Annotated in this window: 17 protein-coding genes; 8 read left to right on the plus strand and 9 right to left on the minus strand. The window is 63.2% G+C overall.

Annotated features, from left to right (window positions below; genetic code table 11):
- Positions 1–48: 48 nt before the first annotated feature.
- From AC2TC0_RS05565 to AC2TC0_RS05575, 3 genes are read right to left on the minus strand one after another with little or no spacing between them, the layout of a single operon-like run.
- Entirely contained in the window at positions 49–1,155 is a 1,107-nt protein-coding gene (locus AC2TC0_RS05565) for an acyltransferase family protein (protein WP_484716529.1), read from the minus strand.
- Entirely contained in the window at positions 1,152–2,492 is a 1,341-nt protein-coding gene (locus AC2TC0_RS05570) for a putative O-glycosylation ligase, exosortase A system-associated (protein WP_484716530.1), read from the minus strand. The genes AC2TC0_RS05565 and AC2TC0_RS05570 overlap by 4 nt, the downstream gene beginning before the upstream one ends.
- Positions 2,485–2,646: a hypothetical protein gene (locus AC2TC0_RS05575; RefSeq protein ID WP_484716531.1), complete on the minus strand. Its 162-nt coding sequence runs from the start codon at positions 2,644–2,646 to the stop codon at positions 2,485–2,487. The genes AC2TC0_RS05570 and AC2TC0_RS05575 overlap by 8 nt, the downstream gene beginning before the upstream one ends.
- Before the next feature lie 66 nt (positions 2,647–2,712).
- Here AC2TC0_RS05575 and AC2TC0_RS05580 point away from each other — a divergent pair, with 66 nt between their 5' ends.
- Together AC2TC0_RS05580 and AC2TC0_RS05585 are read left to right on the plus strand one after the other, a co-directional pair.
- The gene (locus AC2TC0_RS05580; RefSeq protein WP_484716532.1) at positions 2,713–3,930 is read left to right on the plus strand and encodes a TIGR04063 family PEP-CTERM/XrtA system glycosyltransferase; all 1,218 of its coding nucleotides are present in this window, start codon (positions 2,713–2,715) and stop codon (positions 3,928–3,930) included.
- A gap of 51 nt (positions 3,931–3,981) precedes the next feature.
- On the plus strand, positions 3,982–4,752 hold the full coding sequence (locus AC2TC0_RS05585; RefSeq protein WP_484716533.1) for a hypothetical protein: 771 nt from the start codon (positions 3,982–3,984) through the stop codon (positions 4,750–4,752).
- Here the strand turns inward: AC2TC0_RS05585 and AC2TC0_RS05590 are convergent, their stop codons facing one another.
- Together AC2TC0_RS05590 and AC2TC0_RS05595 are read right to left on the minus strand one after the other, a co-directional pair.
- The gene (locus AC2TC0_RS05590; RefSeq protein WP_484716534.1) at positions 4,753–5,064 is read right to left on the minus strand and encodes a hypothetical protein; all 312 of its coding nucleotides are present in this window, start codon (positions 5,062–5,064) and stop codon (positions 4,753–4,755) included.
- Positions 5,058–5,255 (minus strand): hypothetical protein, encoded by a 198-nt coding sequence (locus AC2TC0_RS05595; RefSeq protein ID WP_484716535.1) that lies wholly within the window; start codon positions 5,253–5,255, stop codon positions 5,058–5,060. Before AC2TC0_RS05595 ends, AC2TC0_RS05590 begins: the two co-directional genes overlap by 7 nt.
- 113 nt (positions 5,256–5,368) lie before the next feature.
- Between AC2TC0_RS05595 and AC2TC0_RS05600 the strand changes: the two genes are divergently transcribed.
- Positions 5,369–6,037, plus strand: coding sequence for a S24 family peptidase (locus AC2TC0_RS05600; RefSeq protein ID WP_484716536.1), 669 nt, complete (start codon positions 5,369–5,371; stop codon positions 6,035–6,037).
- A 57-nt stretch (positions 6,038–6,094) separates the two neighbouring features.
- Here AC2TC0_RS05600 and AC2TC0_RS05605 read toward each other — a convergent pair whose 3' ends face one another.
- Both AC2TC0_RS05605 and AC2TC0_RS05610 read right to left on the minus strand, forming a co-directional pair.
- Positions 6,095–6,991 (minus strand): DMT family transporter, encoded by an 897-nt coding sequence (locus AC2TC0_RS05605; RefSeq protein WP_484716537.1) that lies wholly within the window; start codon positions 6,989–6,991, stop codon positions 6,095–6,097.
- Between the two features lie 80 nt (positions 6,992–7,071).
- The gene (locus AC2TC0_RS05610; RefSeq protein WP_484716538.1) at positions 7,072–7,851 is read right to left on the minus strand and encodes an SDR family NAD(P)-dependent oxidoreductase; all 780 of its coding nucleotides are present in this window, start codon (positions 7,849–7,851) and stop codon (positions 7,072–7,074) included.
- Between the two features lie 80 nt (positions 7,852–7,931).
- Between AC2TC0_RS05610 and AC2TC0_RS05615 the strand changes: the two genes are divergently transcribed.
- Together AC2TC0_RS05615 and AC2TC0_RS05620 are read left to right on the plus strand one after the other, a co-directional pair.
- Positions 7,932–8,855 carry a GIY-YIG nuclease family protein gene (locus tag AC2TC0_RS05615; RefSeq protein WP_484716539.1) on the plus strand — a complete coding sequence of 308 codons (924 nt, stop codon included), beginning with the start codon at positions 7,932–7,934 and terminating at the stop codon, positions 8,853–8,855.
- A 2-nt stretch (positions 8,856–8,857) separates the two neighbouring features.
- The gene (locus AC2TC0_RS05620) at positions 8,858–10,051 is read left to right on the plus strand and encodes an exo-beta-N-acetylmuramidase NamZ family protein (RefSeq protein WP_484717458.1); all 1,194 of its coding nucleotides are present in this window, start codon (positions 8,858–8,860) and stop codon (positions 10,049–10,051) included.
- A 6-nt stretch (positions 10,052–10,057) separates the two neighbouring features.
- Here AC2TC0_RS05620 and AC2TC0_RS05625 read toward each other — a convergent pair whose 3' ends face one another.
- Positions 10,058–11,368, minus strand: coding sequence for a DUF418 domain-containing protein (locus AC2TC0_RS05625; protein WP_484716540.1), 1,311 nt, complete (start codon positions 11,366–11,368; stop codon positions 10,058–10,060).
- Between the two features lie 52 nt (positions 11,369–11,420).
- The gene (locus AC2TC0_RS05630) at positions 11,421–12,599 is read right to left on the minus strand and encodes a vWA domain-containing protein (RefSeq protein WP_484716541.1); all 1,179 of its coding nucleotides are present in this window, start codon (positions 12,597–12,599) and stop codon (positions 11,421–11,423) included.
- Positions 12,600–12,727: 128 nt separating this feature from the next.
- Here AC2TC0_RS05630 and AC2TC0_RS05635 point away from each other — a divergent pair, with 128 nt between their 5' ends.
- The 3 genes from AC2TC0_RS05635 (at position 12,728) to AC2TC0_RS05645 (ending at position 15,642) form a co-directional block, all read left to right on the plus strand.
- Entirely contained in the window at positions 12,728–14,125 is a 1,398-nt protein-coding gene (locus AC2TC0_RS05635; protein WP_484716542.1) for a methyl-accepting chemotaxis protein, read from the plus strand.
- A 67-nt stretch (positions 14,126–14,192) separates the two neighbouring features.
- Complete coding sequence (locus tag AC2TC0_RS05640; RefSeq protein ID WP_484716543.1) at positions 14,193–14,777, plus strand: TetR/AcrR family transcriptional regulator; 585 nt, start codon at positions 14,193–14,195, stop codon at positions 14,775–14,777.
- Positions 14,749–15,642, plus strand: coding sequence for a phytanoyl-CoA dioxygenase family protein (locus AC2TC0_RS05645; RefSeq protein WP_484716544.1), 894 nt, complete (start codon positions 14,749–14,751; stop codon positions 15,640–15,642). The genes AC2TC0_RS05640 and AC2TC0_RS05645 overlap by 29 nt, the downstream gene beginning before the upstream one ends.
- Positions 15,643–15,645: the final 3 nt, after the last annotated feature.

Here is a 15,645-nt window from a genome sequence, read left to right on the forward strand (position 1 = left end):
GCCCAGTGCCTTAGCGCAAGGCTGCGCGCGAAGGCAAACTGCGGCGGGTCAGCCGCGCGCGGGGCGGCGCTGAATGGCGGCGAGCAAGCTATCGCCGCCGCGCTGGAACAAGCGGCGACCGGGCCGTTCGATCATGTGGTGGAGCCAGTGCGACACCAGCAACACGCCCGCGACAAAGCCGGCGATGGCGAGCAGGCCGACTGTTGCAAGATCGCCCACAAAGGCGAGCTTGAACAGGATCCACAGGAAGAAATGGCTAAGGTAGACAGCATAGCTGATCCGGCCCAGCCATTGCGCCAGCGCGCCGCCGAACGGCGGGCGCGGCAGCAGCGAGGCTTCGAGCGCGGCGATCAGCAGCGCGGCCATGACCAGTGGCACTCCGGCGGGCTGCGAAAGGCCGCTGGCGATCAATCCGCCGCCGCCCGCGGCGAGGACTAGGGCCGTTAGCCAAACGCCGCGCTTGTTGGCACGGCAATCACGCCACCACTGGCAAAGGAACACGCCGATAGCGAATTCGGCGAGGCAGCGGGCGAGGCCGGTGGCGGGAATGTCGGCACCGATGTTGTTGTGCCCGGTGAGCGCATAAAAGCCGCCGAGCGCGCCAGCCATCGCCAGTGTGATGAAGGGAAAGCGCCATATTCCCGTGGGCATCCGCGCCGCCGCGCTGCCCACCAGCGCGAGCAGCAGATAGGCGGCCCATTCGGCCGAGATTGACCAAGCCGGATCATTCCACGCCAGCCGGTCGGTCAGCCCCCAATTGTGGACGAGCAACAGGTGCGCGGGCAAGTCAGCCAAAGGATATTGCGCGCCCGGCGTACGGCCGCTTCGCGCCAGCGCCAGCGCAAATAAGGCCATCGCCGCCATGATGGCGAGGTGCAGCGGAAAAATGCGCGCGATGCGCCGGACAATGAAAGGGCCGATGGCGGCGCGGCCCTGGGCGCGGAAAGCATCGCCATAGGTCCACCACAGCACAAAGCCCGACAGGACGAAGAACAGGTCGACCGCCAGATAGCCGTGCGCGAGCAGCGCGATCAGCCAGTCGGGGGCAAACCCGCCCATCCCGCTGCGGATATGATAGAAGACCACGGCCAGCGCCGCGATGCCGCGCAGGCCGGTCAGCGTCGGCAGGTGGCGCGGTGAGGCAGTGCTGGTCATGCCGGTTGACGGAGGAACCGTCCCTGCGTGCGCCAAGATGATTGCTGCTCGCGCCGCCGCACATAGGTGCTGAGGCCGATTTGCAGCGCGATCATCATGTAGATGAAGGGCTGGAACGCGATGCCAACGAACAGCGACCCCACCAGATAGATGATGTGGCCGTGCTGGAGCGCGGTGGCGAGCGGGGCGATCCATTGCTCTTCGGCGCGGCGCGTGACGCGGTAACGCCGCCGCAGCCGCTCCATCGCGATCAGCCCGCTGATGTGCAGCGCAAGGAACAGGGCGAGGCCGGGATAGCCCTGCTCGCCCAGCATCTCGAAATAGCTGCTATGATAGGCACGCGCGCGTTCTTCATAGGTTTCGGGCGCGGCGGTGGCGTCGCCGGTTGCGGCCTTGTCGACACGGATTTCATTCTGGCGATACGCCTCAAAACCCCCACCGAACGGATGGTCCTTGGTATAGTCCCAGGTCCAGGCCCACACCGCGACCCGGGTGGAGGCCGACTGGTCGGCGCGGTGGTCGCGGATCGTTTCCATCCGCGCGGTATAGCTGTCGGGCAAAAAGGGCACGGCGACGATCGCCAGCAAGGCTGCGCCGCCGATGTAAAGGGCGCGGTGCTTCACCGCGCGCAAGGACAATATGGCCAGCACGGCAATGCACACGAGGCCGGTGCGCGCCTGCGTCCCCACCGGCAGCAGCAGACAGGCGAAAACCAGCGCAAAGCAAAACAGTGACACACGCCAATCGGGTGGGAAAACGGTACCGTGCCGACGCATCCACAGGATCAGCGGGATGATCGCTATGGCGACCGTCGACATGGTGCTGCCTTCGTACAGCCCGTAATTTTCATCGAGCAACAGTTGCAGCGAACCATAGCCGCCGCCGCCCGCCGCGGTCTTGATGCCGCCGGCGATCGCTATTGACGCCGCCGACAGCAGCATGATCAGCGCCAGCGCCTCGATGCGCAATTTGGTGCGCAGCGTCAGTGGCAGGAAAATGGCCCAGACCAGCGCCTTCCACACCCAAGCCCATTTGTCCTGGGCCTCGACCGGAAAATCGGCCGCCATGGTGGTGAGCCCGCAATAGCCGAGCAGCGCGATGAGCAGCAATTGGCGCCCGGACACGCGCGTGTCGCGCTTATCGTCGATCGCCAGCCAGCCGATGATGGCGAGCAAAAAGACGATCAGCGATACGGGGATGCTGTTGAGCAAATAATAGGACAGCTTCTGCGGCGCGACGATGTCGATGTAGCAAAAGGCAAGCACGAACAGGAACGGCTTGCGAAAGCCGGTGCCGATAAAGGCCAGCAGAAAGGCAATGAGGAACAGGTCACGCATCGCGTTGCCGGTCCTGCTTGCGTTGCTCATCCTGCTCGCGCTGCCACACATCGCGCGGACTGACCTCGGCATCAAGGTCGGCGCGGTGCAGCAACCGCCACAGCACCAGCGCAATCAGGCCGTGGGTCAGGGCGATGGCAAAATTGTCGACCATGGGCGCTGGCCCTAACGCAACGCGGTTGACGCCGCGTTAAGCCTTGTTTCGCTATGCTTTCGCGCCATGCCGCGTATCCTGCACATCCTTGACCACAGCCTGCCCGCGCACAGCGGCTATACGTTTCGCACGCGCGCAATTCTGAAGGCGCAGTTGGCGAAAGGCTGGGCCGTCGCCGGAGTAACGGGGGTGCGTCATCCGGTAGCGGGACCAGCGTTGGAGTGTGTTGAAGGCCTCGATTTCTATCGCACGCCTGCAATCGCCAATGTCCGCAGCCCTTTGCGCGAATGGCGCGAGGTCGATGCGCTGGCGCGGCGCATCGACGCGCTGGTCGACGAATGGCAGCCCGATCTGCTGCACGCCCATTCGCCGGTGCTCGACGCGCTCGCGGCTTTGCGGGTGGCCAAGCGGCGCGGCCTGCCCTTGCTCTATGAAATTCGGGCCTTTTGGGAAGATGCCGCCGTCGGCAACGGCACGGGAGTCGAGGGAGATTGGCGCTATCGCTTGACCAAGCGCCTCGAAACCCACGCCGTGCGCCGCGTCGATGCGGTGGCGGTGATATGCGAGGGATTGCGCGAGGACCTGATCGCGCGCGGGATTGATCCGGCGAAGATCATGGTGTCGCCCAATGGCGTCGACTTGGACCTGTTCGGCAATCCCCCGCCGCGAGATATGGCGCTCGCCGCCAAGCTGGGACTGGGTGACAGCGTCATCGGCTATATCGGCAGCTTTTACGATTATGAGGGCATCGACGATCTGATCGCGGCAATGCCTACGCTGGTCGCGGCGGTGCCCGCTGCCCAGCTGCTGCTGGTCGGCGGCGGACCGATGGAAGCCGCGCTGGCGGCGCAAGCAGCGGCATCGCCAGTTGCGGACCGCATCCATTTTGTCGGCAGGGTGCCGCATGACGAGGTCGAGGCCTATTATTCGCTAATCGACATCCTGGCCTATCCGCGCAAAGCCATGCGCCTGACCGAGCTGGTGACGCCGCTCAAACCGCTGGAAGCGATGGCGCAAGGCAAGCTGGTGGCGGCGTCCAATGTCGGTGGTCACCGCGAGCTGATTGTAGATGGGGTCACCGGCACTTTGTTCGCCCCGGGCAGCCCCGCCAACATTGCCCAAGCGCTGTCCGGCTTGCTTTGGGACCGGTCAATATGGGAAAAGCGACGCATAATGGGACGGAATTTTGTCGAGGCCCATCGTAACTGGTCATCAAACATTTTGCGTTACGAACCTGTTTACCACAAAATGCTCGCAAACCGGCAACGGGCGCGGGCGGCTTAAACAGGAGAGGCCGGGCCGAAGCTTTCACAGGGTTCGGCCATGGAAGAAAATATGGAAGCAGTTTCAACCGGACGGCCCCATGGCGGCACGCTGAGCCGCGTGTTGCGCGGCCTTCGACCCGCCGCCCCGGCAGCTGTTGGTGCAGCGTTGCTGGGCTTTGCCGCCGCCTTGCTGATGCCGATGGCATGGCTGTCGGCGATCTGCTGGAACCTGTATCTGGACACGTTGCACCCGATTTTTGTCGAACCGCTGGGCGGTGCGGCGCGTGTGTGGGTCGGGCTGGGGCTGGGCGTGATCACTATGCTGCTGGCAACGGCGGTGGCGCTGGCGCTCGAAACACCAACGGGGCAGCAATGGCGCGCGCGCTTGCGCCGGCCGGTTGCCGATGATTTTTCCGAATTCGCCAGTGCTGATGCGCCTTCACCTGGCTTTGCGCGCCGTCGCAGCGCCGATGTCCATCCCGACGCACCGCCCGTCGCGCCGATCAACGCGCTGCGGGATTTGCCTGCGGCCGGGCTGGGGCCGGTCCCGCTGGAGCAGCCTGCGAATGATCTGGCCGTTGTCGAGGCGGACGCATTTGCTGCCGAGGAGCCGTTGGAACTCGCCGACTATGCGGTCGAATCCGATGCAGGCGCCGAACCCGGGCTGCTGGATCTGGCCGATGCCAGCCTAGGGGCGATGGTGGCGCGGCTTGAGGCCGGGCTGGAACGCCAGCGGTCGCGCGCCGATGACAGCGGCGCTGCAATGCTGCCGACCGTCGATCTGGCGCTGGAAGCGGCGCTCAGCACCTTGGCGCGCATGAACAAGGCGGCGGTGGGCTGATCACCCGTCATCGACGGTCAACAATTCGATCCGCCAATCGGTTCCGGTTTCGGATGGATCGAGTGCGGTGTCTGCGACAAAGCAGCCCGACATTTGCCATTCGTACGTCGCCAGCAATGTCGCGCACGTGCCAGCATTATCATGCGTGGGTGGCCGGACATCGAACCAGTGCCGCGCACCGGCAAAGCTGGCGCTGGCCCATGGCCGCCAGCCGTGGGCCACAATACGCACAGCGGGAGGCAGCAAAGCCACCAGCTGGTCACGCAATTGGTCGTGCACCGCGCCATCGCGGCAACGCGCGCGCATCAGCATGACGGGGTATCCTGCTGCCATTTGTTCATGAAATGTTCTATATTGGTTGACACGCGTGCACCGGGAAGGCGGCCATTGCGCAAGTCGCCGACCAGCCGCGGATCACGCACCGCCAGTCGCCCGAACAGCGTGGGTGGCATGGCGTTGTCCTTCAGGAAACGGTCAATTTGATAGAGCAGGGGACTGGTCATGTGCTTACCTTTCCATGCGAATCAGCTAATATAGAAAGTTTCCTGTTGATAGGTAATTTCCTACTTGTCTAGGGTAATTCCTATCGTTATGGTCGGTGATAAAGGACCAGCGCGTGACCCCGTCAGACGACCCCCGCCAACTGCTCGATCGGCTCATCCAGGAGCGGGGCCATGATTATCAGCGCATTTCGCGGCTGATCGGCCGCAACGACGCCTATATTCAGCAGTACATCAAGCGCGGCACCCCGCGCCGCCTGGACGAGGCCGACCGGCGGCGCATCGCCGCTTTTCTGGATGTGCCCGATACGCTGCTTGGCGGCCCAGTAGCAACGGTTGCAGTGCCAACCGCCCGCTCGCGCGGTCCGGCGATGCTGCTGGTACCGCAGCTGGCGGTCGGCGCATCCGCGGGTGCGGGTGCAACCGTCGACGGCGAAGGGGTAGAGGCAGGCTTTGCCTTTGACCCGCGCTGGCTGCGGCGGTTGGGGGCCGACACGCGCGCGCTGTCGATCATCGCGGTCGAGGGTGATTCGATGGCGCCGACGCTGAACGATGGCGACGACATATTGGTCGATGGCGCGGATGCGGCGGCGCGGCTGCGCGACGGCATTTATGTGCTGCGCATGGATGATGCGCTGATGGTCAAGCGCGTTGCGCGGCTGCCGGTGGCAGGGCGCATCGCGGTGCTGAGCGACAACCGCGATTATCCCAGCTGGCCCGACCTTGCCGCCGATGCGGTATCGCTCGTCGGCCGGGTGGTGTGGACGGGGCGGCGGGTACGTTAGAGTTTCTTCCACGCGCGCGGGCCGGTGCCGACCGTTTCAGCTTTGCTGAGACTGAATTCAAGCCGGAAGCGGTTCGACCTGATCGACCATCGGTTTCTTGCGCGCGGCAATCAGGCAGCCCGCCACGATCAGCACCGTGCCCGCCACCGTCTGCCACGCCAGCGGCTCGCCAAACCAGAGCCAGCCCAGCGCGGCCGCCCACAGAAAGGCCGTGTACTCCGCCGACACCAGCTGCTGCGCCTCAGCGCGGGCATAGGCCCAGGCAAGCAGGAATACCGACATGGTGGCGAGCAAAGCCGCAGCCAGCAGGTGCGGGGCCCACGCGGCATCGGGCAAGATTGCGAGCCACGGAGCCGCCAGCGCCAGTATCAGCCCAACAAGCAAATTCTGGAAAAAGGCGATTTCGGTCGGGCTCGCCACTTGCGCCTGTTTGCGCGCAATCACCAGATTGATGGCATAGGCCACCGCCGAAAAGAGCACCGCGCCGACCGCCATGCCGTCGCGGATCTGGCCATCGGCACCCAGCTTGGCCGACAGGATGACGAGCATCCCGGCCAGGCCGAGCAGCGAGGCGATGATGGCGTCGCGCCCGATGCGCTCACCGAGCATCACGGCGGCAAAATAGAGCGTGATCAGCGGCGCGATGAACGACAGCGCGATCGCCTCGGCCAGCGGCAGACGCGCCAGCGCCCAGAAAAAGCTGACCGCCATTGCCGCAACCAGCGCGGAACGGACGAAATGCAAGCCTAGCACCGCGCGCGATGGCCATGGCGACTTGCGCGCCGCCCACACCACCCCCGCCAGCGCCGCGCCGATCAAACAGCGCCACAGCACGGCATTGTAGGCGCCGAGCGCAATCGACAAATCCTTCATCAGCGCGTCCATGATCGCGAACAGACCGATGCCGCCGCAGGCGACCATGAAGGGCAGGGCGGGAGAGCGGGGGTCGGGCATGGAACACTCTATCAGGTTGCGGCAATCGCGGCGGCTATGCAGGCTCAACCAAGGTTGAGGTCAAACGGAAAATTTGGGCTCTATCGGAAGCTTGCAAGGCCCGCACCGTCAATGTTTAGCTTTTGACCTGAACAATAAGGGTTGGCGTCTGACACCAGCCAAACCACCGCCGCCGCGACATCGGATGGCAGCGGCACGCGCCCGAACGGGAATTTGGCGTCGAGATGATGGATGTCGGCCTCGCCCGTAACCGCACGCGCCAGCCGCTCACCCATGTCGCTGACGGTCAGCGCGGGCGCGACGATGTTGACGCGCACGCCATGCTTCATCTCTTCCTTCGCCAATGTCAGCGCGAGTGCCTCGCCCGCCGCCTTGCCCATATTATAGGGCGCGCCATTGGGGGCATGGTGCAGCGTCGCGACGCTGGAAATGATGATGATGTCGCTGCGGGGGTGCTGACGGAGCAGCGGGAGGCAGAGGCGCGCCAGCCGGTGCGGGCCGAGCGCGTGCACCGCCATCACCCGCTCCAGCTCGGCGGGGTCGGTGTCGGCGACCGCGCGGCCCTTGCTGGCGATCCCGGCGTTGTTGATCAGGATCGACAGCCCGCCGAAATCGCGGGCAATGGCATCGACCATCGCGGTGCAGGCGTCCTCGTCGGTGACCGATGCCTGATAGGCCTCCGCCCGCCGCCCCAGTGCGCGCACCGCCGCGACCGTTTCGGCAGCGGCATCGCCATCGCGGGTGTAATTGACCGCCACATCGGCCCCCGCTTCCGCGAGCGCCAGCGCAATCCCGCGTCCGATGCCGCGCGATGCGCCGGTGACGAGCGCGGTGCGGCCTTGCAAATCGATATTGGTCATTCCTTCTTCTCCCCTGCTTCTCCCCATAACCGTCTGCCCTGAGCTTGTCGAAGGGCCGTCCTTTCTTCTACACCGCCGTGATGACTTTCTGGGCCTATATGCTGCACTGCCGGGGAGGGGCATTTTATGTCGGGCACACCGATGATCTGGACCATCGCATTGGTCAGCATCAATCGGGGCTGATCGCAGGGTACACCGCAAATCATTTGCCGGTTGAACTGGTGTGGAGCTGGGATTTTCCGACGCGACATGAGGCGAAGGAAGCCGAGCGCCGGATAAAGGGGTGGAGCCGGGCGAAGAAGATGGCTTTGATCCGTGGCGATTGGGACCGAATTTCGCTGCTGGCCAAGGGGAAGAACGGTCCTTCGACAAGCTCAGGACAGACGGGGGAGGGGGAGAGGGCAGATGTTCCGTCTTCCGATGTGCAGAGCGCCAACCTATCTCCCCACTCCGCCCGCCCTGAGCTTGTCGAAGGGCTGTCCTTTTCTTTGACGCCCCACCCGGACACGCCGCCAATGTCGGTGCGTGCAGTTCATGGACGGATTTCGTGGGCTGAGGAGTTGAGGCTCGAATATCGTGTCGAAAATGCTCAGGTGCTCGAGGTGCCGGGACCGCTGTCACCTGCGCGCACTGACGAACTATGGCGCACGACCTGCTTTGAACTTTTCGTAAAGTGCGTGGGCGCGGACGCATACACCGAGTATAATTTCTCGCCATCTAGCGAATGGGCTGCCTACGCTTTTGACGGTTATCGCTTGAACATTCGCAATGCCCCTATGCATCATCCGGCCATTCTGGGCTGGTGTGATGGTCAAGACTATGTGCTGGAGGTTGACCGGGGCCCCATACTTCCCACCGGCGACATTCTCCTTTCCCTCTCCGCCGTGATCGAAGAAACCGACGGCACCAAAAGTTATTGGGCGCTCCGCCACCCACCGGGCAAGCCCGATTTCCATCATCCCGATTGCTTTGCGCTCCACCTTCCGGCACCGGACGCGGCATGACTGTGCTCTTTGGCATCGACCGCCTGCTCGCCGACCCCGTGCTGCTTGGGGAGCTAAAGGGCCGCCGCGTCGCGCTGCTCGCGCACCCCGCCTCGCTGACCGCGGACCTGACGCACAGCCTTGATGCCCTGATCGGCGCAGGCGTTAATGTCACCGCGATGTTCGGGCCGCAGCACGGCGTGCGCGGGGACCTGCAGGACAATATGATGGAGTCGCCCGACTTCACCGACCCGCGCTATAATATTCCGGTGTTCAGCCTCTATGGTGAACATCGCCGCCCGACCGGCCAGTCGCTGACGACCTTCGATGTGATTTTGGTCGATTTGCAGGACCTTGGCTGCCGGATCTACACCTATGTCACGACGCTGCTTTATGTGCTCGAGGCGGCGGCGGGGGCGGGCAAAAGCGTCTGGGTGCTCGACCGCCCCAACCCGGCGGGGCGCCCGGTCGAAGGGTTGACGCTGCTGCCGGGGCAGGAAAGCTTCGTCGGCGCGGCACCGATGCCGATGCGCCACGGGCTGACGCTCGGCGAGATGGGGTTCTGGTTCATTGGCCATTTCGCGCTCGACGTCGATTACCGCGTGGTCGCGATGGAAGGGTGGCAGCCCGATGGTGACGGCTTCGGCTGGCCGCCCAGCCGCATCTGGGTGAACCCCAGCCCCAACGCCGCCAATGTCAACATGGCGCGCGCCTATGCCGGGACGGTGATGCTGGAAGGCACGACGCTCAGCGAGGGAAGGGGAACAACCCGCCCGCTCGAACTATTCGGTGCGCCGGATATCGACGCGGCGGCGGTGGTTGCGGAGATGCGCGCCCTCGCGCCCGAATGGCTCACTGGCTGCGCGCTCAGAGAAATCTGGTTCGAGCCGACCTTTCACAAGCATGTGGGGAAACTGTGCCACGGCATCCACATCCACGCCGAGGGGGCATTCTATGACCACCACGCTTTCCGCCCGTGGCGGGTGCAGGCGCTGGCGTTCAAGGCGATCAGGCGGCTCTATCCCGACTATCCGCTGTGGCGCGATTTTCCCTATGAATATGCGTTCGGGCGCCTGGCGATTGACGTGATCAATGGCGGCCCGGGCTTGCGCGCGTGGGTTGACGATGCGGGGAGCGAGCCGGGCGATCTGGATGCGCCCGCGGCAGCAGACGAAGCGGCGTGGCGCGAAGCAATAGCCGGACTTCTGCTCTATTGAACACCGCTAGCGCCGCAGCGGCTGGCGTTCCCAATAGGTCAGCGAACGCCAAAGCCATTCGAGCGGCCCAAAGCGGAAATGCTTGAGCCAGATGGGACTCCAGATCAGTTCGACCGCCCAAATGGCAGCGACGACATAAAAGAGTTGGTGGCGTTCCAGCTGGTTGAACAGGCCGAAACCAAAGCCAAAGAACAGCGCCGTGCAGATGAGCGTCTGGGCAATATAGTTTGTCAGGGCCATTTGACCGGTCGCTGCAAGCGTGCGTTGCAGCGGCTTTAGCCAGCCGCGGCGAATAACCGTCAGGAACAGCCCGAGATGGCCGACAACCATCGCCAGCCGGCTGATCTCATAAGTGATGCTCGCCTGACTGAACCCCAATACCGAAAACCCGCTGTTCTGGAACAGCTGGAGCTCCATATAGTTTAGCGGGACGCCAACGGCGTAACCGCCCGCCATCATCAAACCATAAAAGCGCGCACTTTGGCCGCCCCCCAACACGCCCAGCTTCAGCATCGCCATCCCGATCAACATGAACGACATCATGTCGAAAAACAGCCACCATGGCAGATCGGTCCATTGGAATTCATACGACATGGGGAATTGGAGGGTGACGGCGTCGATATAGCCGACCTGGTGCAGCTCGATGATCGGCGTCAAGGCTTCGGCGGGCGGCGAAAATTCGGCCACGCTATCTTCCCAATGGGTAATAGCTTCCTGCTGCTCTTCGGTCAGCGCCGCGCCCATGGCTTGAGCCGTTTGCGCAGCAATTGCTGCCGATCTGGCTGTCGCCAGTGATTGGTAGGCCAGCAAGGATGAAGCCACGCTCGTCAGCAAGAGTGCACCGGCTATTGCTAGCATAAAGCGTGGCTGCATTTTGCGAAAGGCGAACAACAGCAAGCCGCCAATCGAGTAAGCGAACAAAATCTCACCATACCACAAGAGCAACGCCCAGTGGATCACACCAAACAGCATCATCCACAACATGCGCCGGAAATGGATGTCGGCCGTTCGCAGTCCGGCACCGGCTTGCTCCATACGATCGGTCAACAAAACGATGCTGGCACCGAACAACAGCGAGAAAATCCCCCGCATCGTTCCTTCAAAGAACATCGTCGGGATCGCCCAAGCCCAGTAATTTGGCGGATCCATACCGCCTGCGACGGTAGGATTTTCATAGGACCATGGCAGGCCAAAGCCGACGATGTTCATCAGCAAAATGCCGAGCACCGCAATGCCGCGCAATATGTCCAGTGCCTCGATGCGTTCGGTCTGCTGGACAGGTGCCACCCCGCCAATCGTCGCTTCCGTCGTCACCATTGCTTTGCCCCCCGGCTGCTGGCCTGATCCTACCCGGGAATCGCAAAACTACCTAATGCTTCCGCGTCAACTCGCGCATCGCGTCGTCCAGCCCGGCCAGCGTCAGCGGATACATACGGTCGTTCATCAAGGTTTTGATCATCTTGAGCGATTGGGTGTAACCCCAATGCGCCTCGGGCACGGGGTTCAGCCATACCGCCGCCGGATAGACGTGCGTCATGCGTTGCAGCCACACCTGCCCCGGCTCTTCATTGAAATGCTCAACCGACCCACCCGGGTGGGTGATTTCATAGGCGCTCATGCTGGCATCGCCGACGAACACCAATTTGTAGTCATGGCCATATTTGTGGAGGATGTCCCACATGGGTGTGCGTTCGGACCAGCGGCGTTTATTGTCCTTCCACACGCCCTCATAGGGGCAGTTGTGGAAATAGAAGAATTCGAGGTTCTTGAACTCCGCCGTTGCGGCGCTGAACAGCTCTTCGACCAGCTTGATGAACGGGTCCATCGACCCGCCGACGTCGAGGAACAACAATAGCTTGACCGCGTTGCGCCGTTCGGGGCGCATGACGATGTCGAGCCACCCCTGCCGCGCAGTCCCATCGATAGTGCCGGGAATGTCGAGCTCGTCCGCCGCGCCCTCGCGCGCGAATTTGCGCAAGCGGCGCAGCGCAATCTTGATGTTGCGTGTGCCCAGTTCCTTGGTGTTGTCGAGGTTGGCGAATTCCCGCTTTTCCCAAACTTTCAGCGCGCGCTTGTGCTGGCTTTCGCCGCCGATACGCACGCCTTCGGGGTTATAGCCCGAATTGCCATAGGGGCTGGTGCCGCCGGTCCCGATCCATTTGTTGCCGCCCTGGTGGCGCTTCTGCTGTTCCTCGAGCCGCTGCTTTAGCGTCTCCATAATCTTGTCCCAGTCGCCCAGCGATTTGATCGCCTCCATTTCTTCGGGCGTGAGATATTTTTCGGCCACCGCCTTCAGCCAGTCTGCCGGGATATCGACTGGCTTGGTGCCATAGTCGGTCAGCAGCCCCTTGAAGACCTTGTTGAATACCTGGTCAAAGCGGTCGAGCTGCCCCTCATCCTTCACGAATACGGCGCGGCTCAAATAGTAAAATTGCTCGGGCGTGCGCTCGATCACCTCGGCGTCCAGCGCCTCGAGCAACAACAAATGCTCCTTCAGGCTGGCACCAATGCCCGCGCTGCGCAGCTCGTCGAGGAAGTTGAAGAACATCGGCGGCATTCCCTTGGTTGACGTGAACGTAAAGCAGCCGCGCTCGAGCTGCAAGGGCGGATGCTTAGCGCCGCGTTAACCAATGCATGGCATGACCGGGGCAAGACCGAAAAAGCCCGGGGTTCACCATGAAATTCGACAAGATTGCCGCCGCCACCGCACCACTCGACCAGTCGGTCGCGACCGATTGCGGCGAGCTGGTGGTGGGCTGTGTCGAGGCGGCGGGGCGCATCGATCGCGCCACCGCGCATATGCGCGAGCAAATTGCCGAGCTGGCGCACCTTGATGAAATCGCCGGTGCGCTCGAAGCCGATCAGCGCCGCATCGCCGATTCGACCGATGAAGCCAAATTGCTGTCAGCGCGGGCTTGCGAGCAGCTGGATCGCGGCGCTGAAAAGGTCAACGCGGCGGTGGGCGAATTCCGCAATGTTATTGACCTCGTCTCGCGGCTGGGGAGCCATGTCACCAATTTCGCCGCCGTGATGGAACAGGTGCAGCAGGTCAGCCAGGGGATCGAAAGCATCGCCAAGACCACCAATATGCTGGCGCTGAACGCGGCAATCGAGGCCGAGCGCGCCGGGGACGCCGGGCGCACCTTTGCTGTGGTGGCTGCCGAGGTTAAGAAGCTGGCGCAGGACACGCGCAGCGCGACAGACGAAATCCGCCGTTCGATCGGCAGTCTGGCCACTGAAGCCGCCGGGCTGGTCAGCGAAATTCAATCGGGCGTTGAGCAATCGGGCCGCGCCGAGGCGCAGTTCGAGACCATCACCGACGCGCTGGCCGACACGACGCACCTCGTCGCGCTGCTCGACGACCAAAGCGACCGCATCGCGCAGTCGAGTGCGATGGTGCACGCCAATGGCGCAAAAGTGCGCGCCGCGGTCGATGGCGTCGTGGCGTCGGTGCGCCAGAATAGCACCATGCTGGTCGATACGCGCGACAGCATCATCGACATGGAGCGCACGTCGAACCGCCTCTTTAACAGCGTCATTTCGGCAGGCATCTCGCCGCGCGACACCGAGATTGTTGAATTGGCGGCCGGCTTTCGTGACGAATTTGTCGCCATTGCCGAACGCGCGCTGGCCGACGGCAGCCTGACGATGGCACAGTTGTTCGACACCAATTACCAGCTGGTTCCGGGTTCGAAGCCCGAACGATTCCGCACCAGCCTGTCCGATTGGGCAGACGCGCACTGGCGCCCACTGTTCGACCGCATCGTGGTGTCGCATCCCGGTATCAAGATGAGCTCGGCTGCCGACATGAACGGCTTCCTGCCGACGCACATCAGCGACCGGTCGCGCAAACCGACGGGCGACCTTGCCCACGACACGCAATACTGCCGCAACGGTCGCATCATCCTTGAGGACGAGGACAAGATCGCCAAGCAGAGCAAGGCACCGTTCTTCATGTGCGTCTATCGCCAGGAAGGCGACGGCACCAACTATGTCGTGGTCCGCAACGTCTATACACCCGTATCGTTCGGCGGTCGCCGCTGGGGCGATCTGGAAGTGGCGTATCAGCTGTAACTGAAGGCGCAGCCACAGCGGTCCGAACCCGCTTGACAGGCCTGGCGATTTATTTATTATTACCATTATGCCAAAACGAGTCGACCCCTTAGAGCGCCGTGCCGCCATTGCCGAAGCGGCGGTAACGTCCATTGCCCGGCACGGCTTTGACGGCGCCAAGCTGTCGGTCATTGCCCGCACCGCAGGGGTGACAACGGGCGCTGTCGCGCACTATTTCAATGACAAGGATGAAGTGCTGCTGGCGGCGCTCGATCTGCTTGCCCAGCGGTTGCTCGATCGCATCGCGGTCGCCGATGTGCGCCCCGTCGAGGACCAGCTTGGCGATGTGTTGCCGCTCGACGACGGGGCGCTCGACGAATGGCGCGTGTGGATCGCCTTTTGGGGCCGTGCGGCCTTTGTCCCCGCGCTCGCCCGCGTGCACCGTGCACATTATGAGGCCATCGAAAGCGCGCTCGCCGGCGCGATCGGAGGCGAAACCGCGCGGCTTGATGCGGCGGCGGTCATCGCCGCGATCGATGGCATCGGCACGCGCGTTTCGCTTGAGCCCGAGCAATGGCCACCCGCGCGCCAGCGCGAGCTGCTTGCGCACCTCCTACGCCCGATTTTCACCCAGGGAGAATATCATGCCCGAACTCGCCCATCTGTCGGCTGACGCTACATCTGCCGAAATCTGTGCGGTGCTTGACCGCAACGGCGCGCTGATCGTTGACGATGCCATGGCGCCCGGATTGCTTGAACGCCTGCGCGGCGAGATCATGCCCTATGTCGAGGCAACGCCGGTGGGCATGGATGACTTCACCGGACGGCATACGACACGCACGGGCGCTCTGGCGGCGCGGTCGGCGGCGTGCCGCGAACTTATCACCGACGCTCGGCTGATCGGCGCATGCGACCAATTCCTGAAACCCTTTTGCGACCGATATCAGCTGCATTTGACCCAATTGATCCGCATCATGGATGGGCAGGGGCGCCAGCCGTTGCACCGAGACCGGCTGGCCTGGGGCGGCTTTCTGCGTCCTGATATCGAGCCGCAGCTCAACACCATCTGGGCGGTCACCGACTTTGTCGAAGCCAATGGCGCAACCTGTGTTGCGCCCGGCTCGCACCGCTGGGAAGAAGGGCGCGAGCCGATGAGCGATGACATCTGCTTTGCCGAAATGCGCGCAGGATCGGTGCTGGTCTATTCTGGATCGGTCATTCACGCCGGCGGCGCGAACCGTTCGGGCGCGGACCGCATGGGGCTAAACATCACCTATTGCCTTGGCTGGCTGCGGCAGGAGGAGAATCAATATCTGTCGTGCCCGCCCGAGGTGGCGCGCGCTTTCAGCCCCGAACTCCAGCAATTGCTTGGCTATGCCATGGGCAGCTATGCGCTCGGCTACTTCACGCCGCCGCTGGCACCGGGCGCAGGGCCGGAAATCGTGCCGCCCGAATGGCTGTTTAGCGGCATGGCACAAAGCTGGGGCGAAGACTTTTATGCCCAGGTGTCGGACCGTGCGCGTGCAGGCGCGCTTTAGCGC

This window comes from Sphingopyxis sp. sgz302558 (assembly GCF_057220455.1).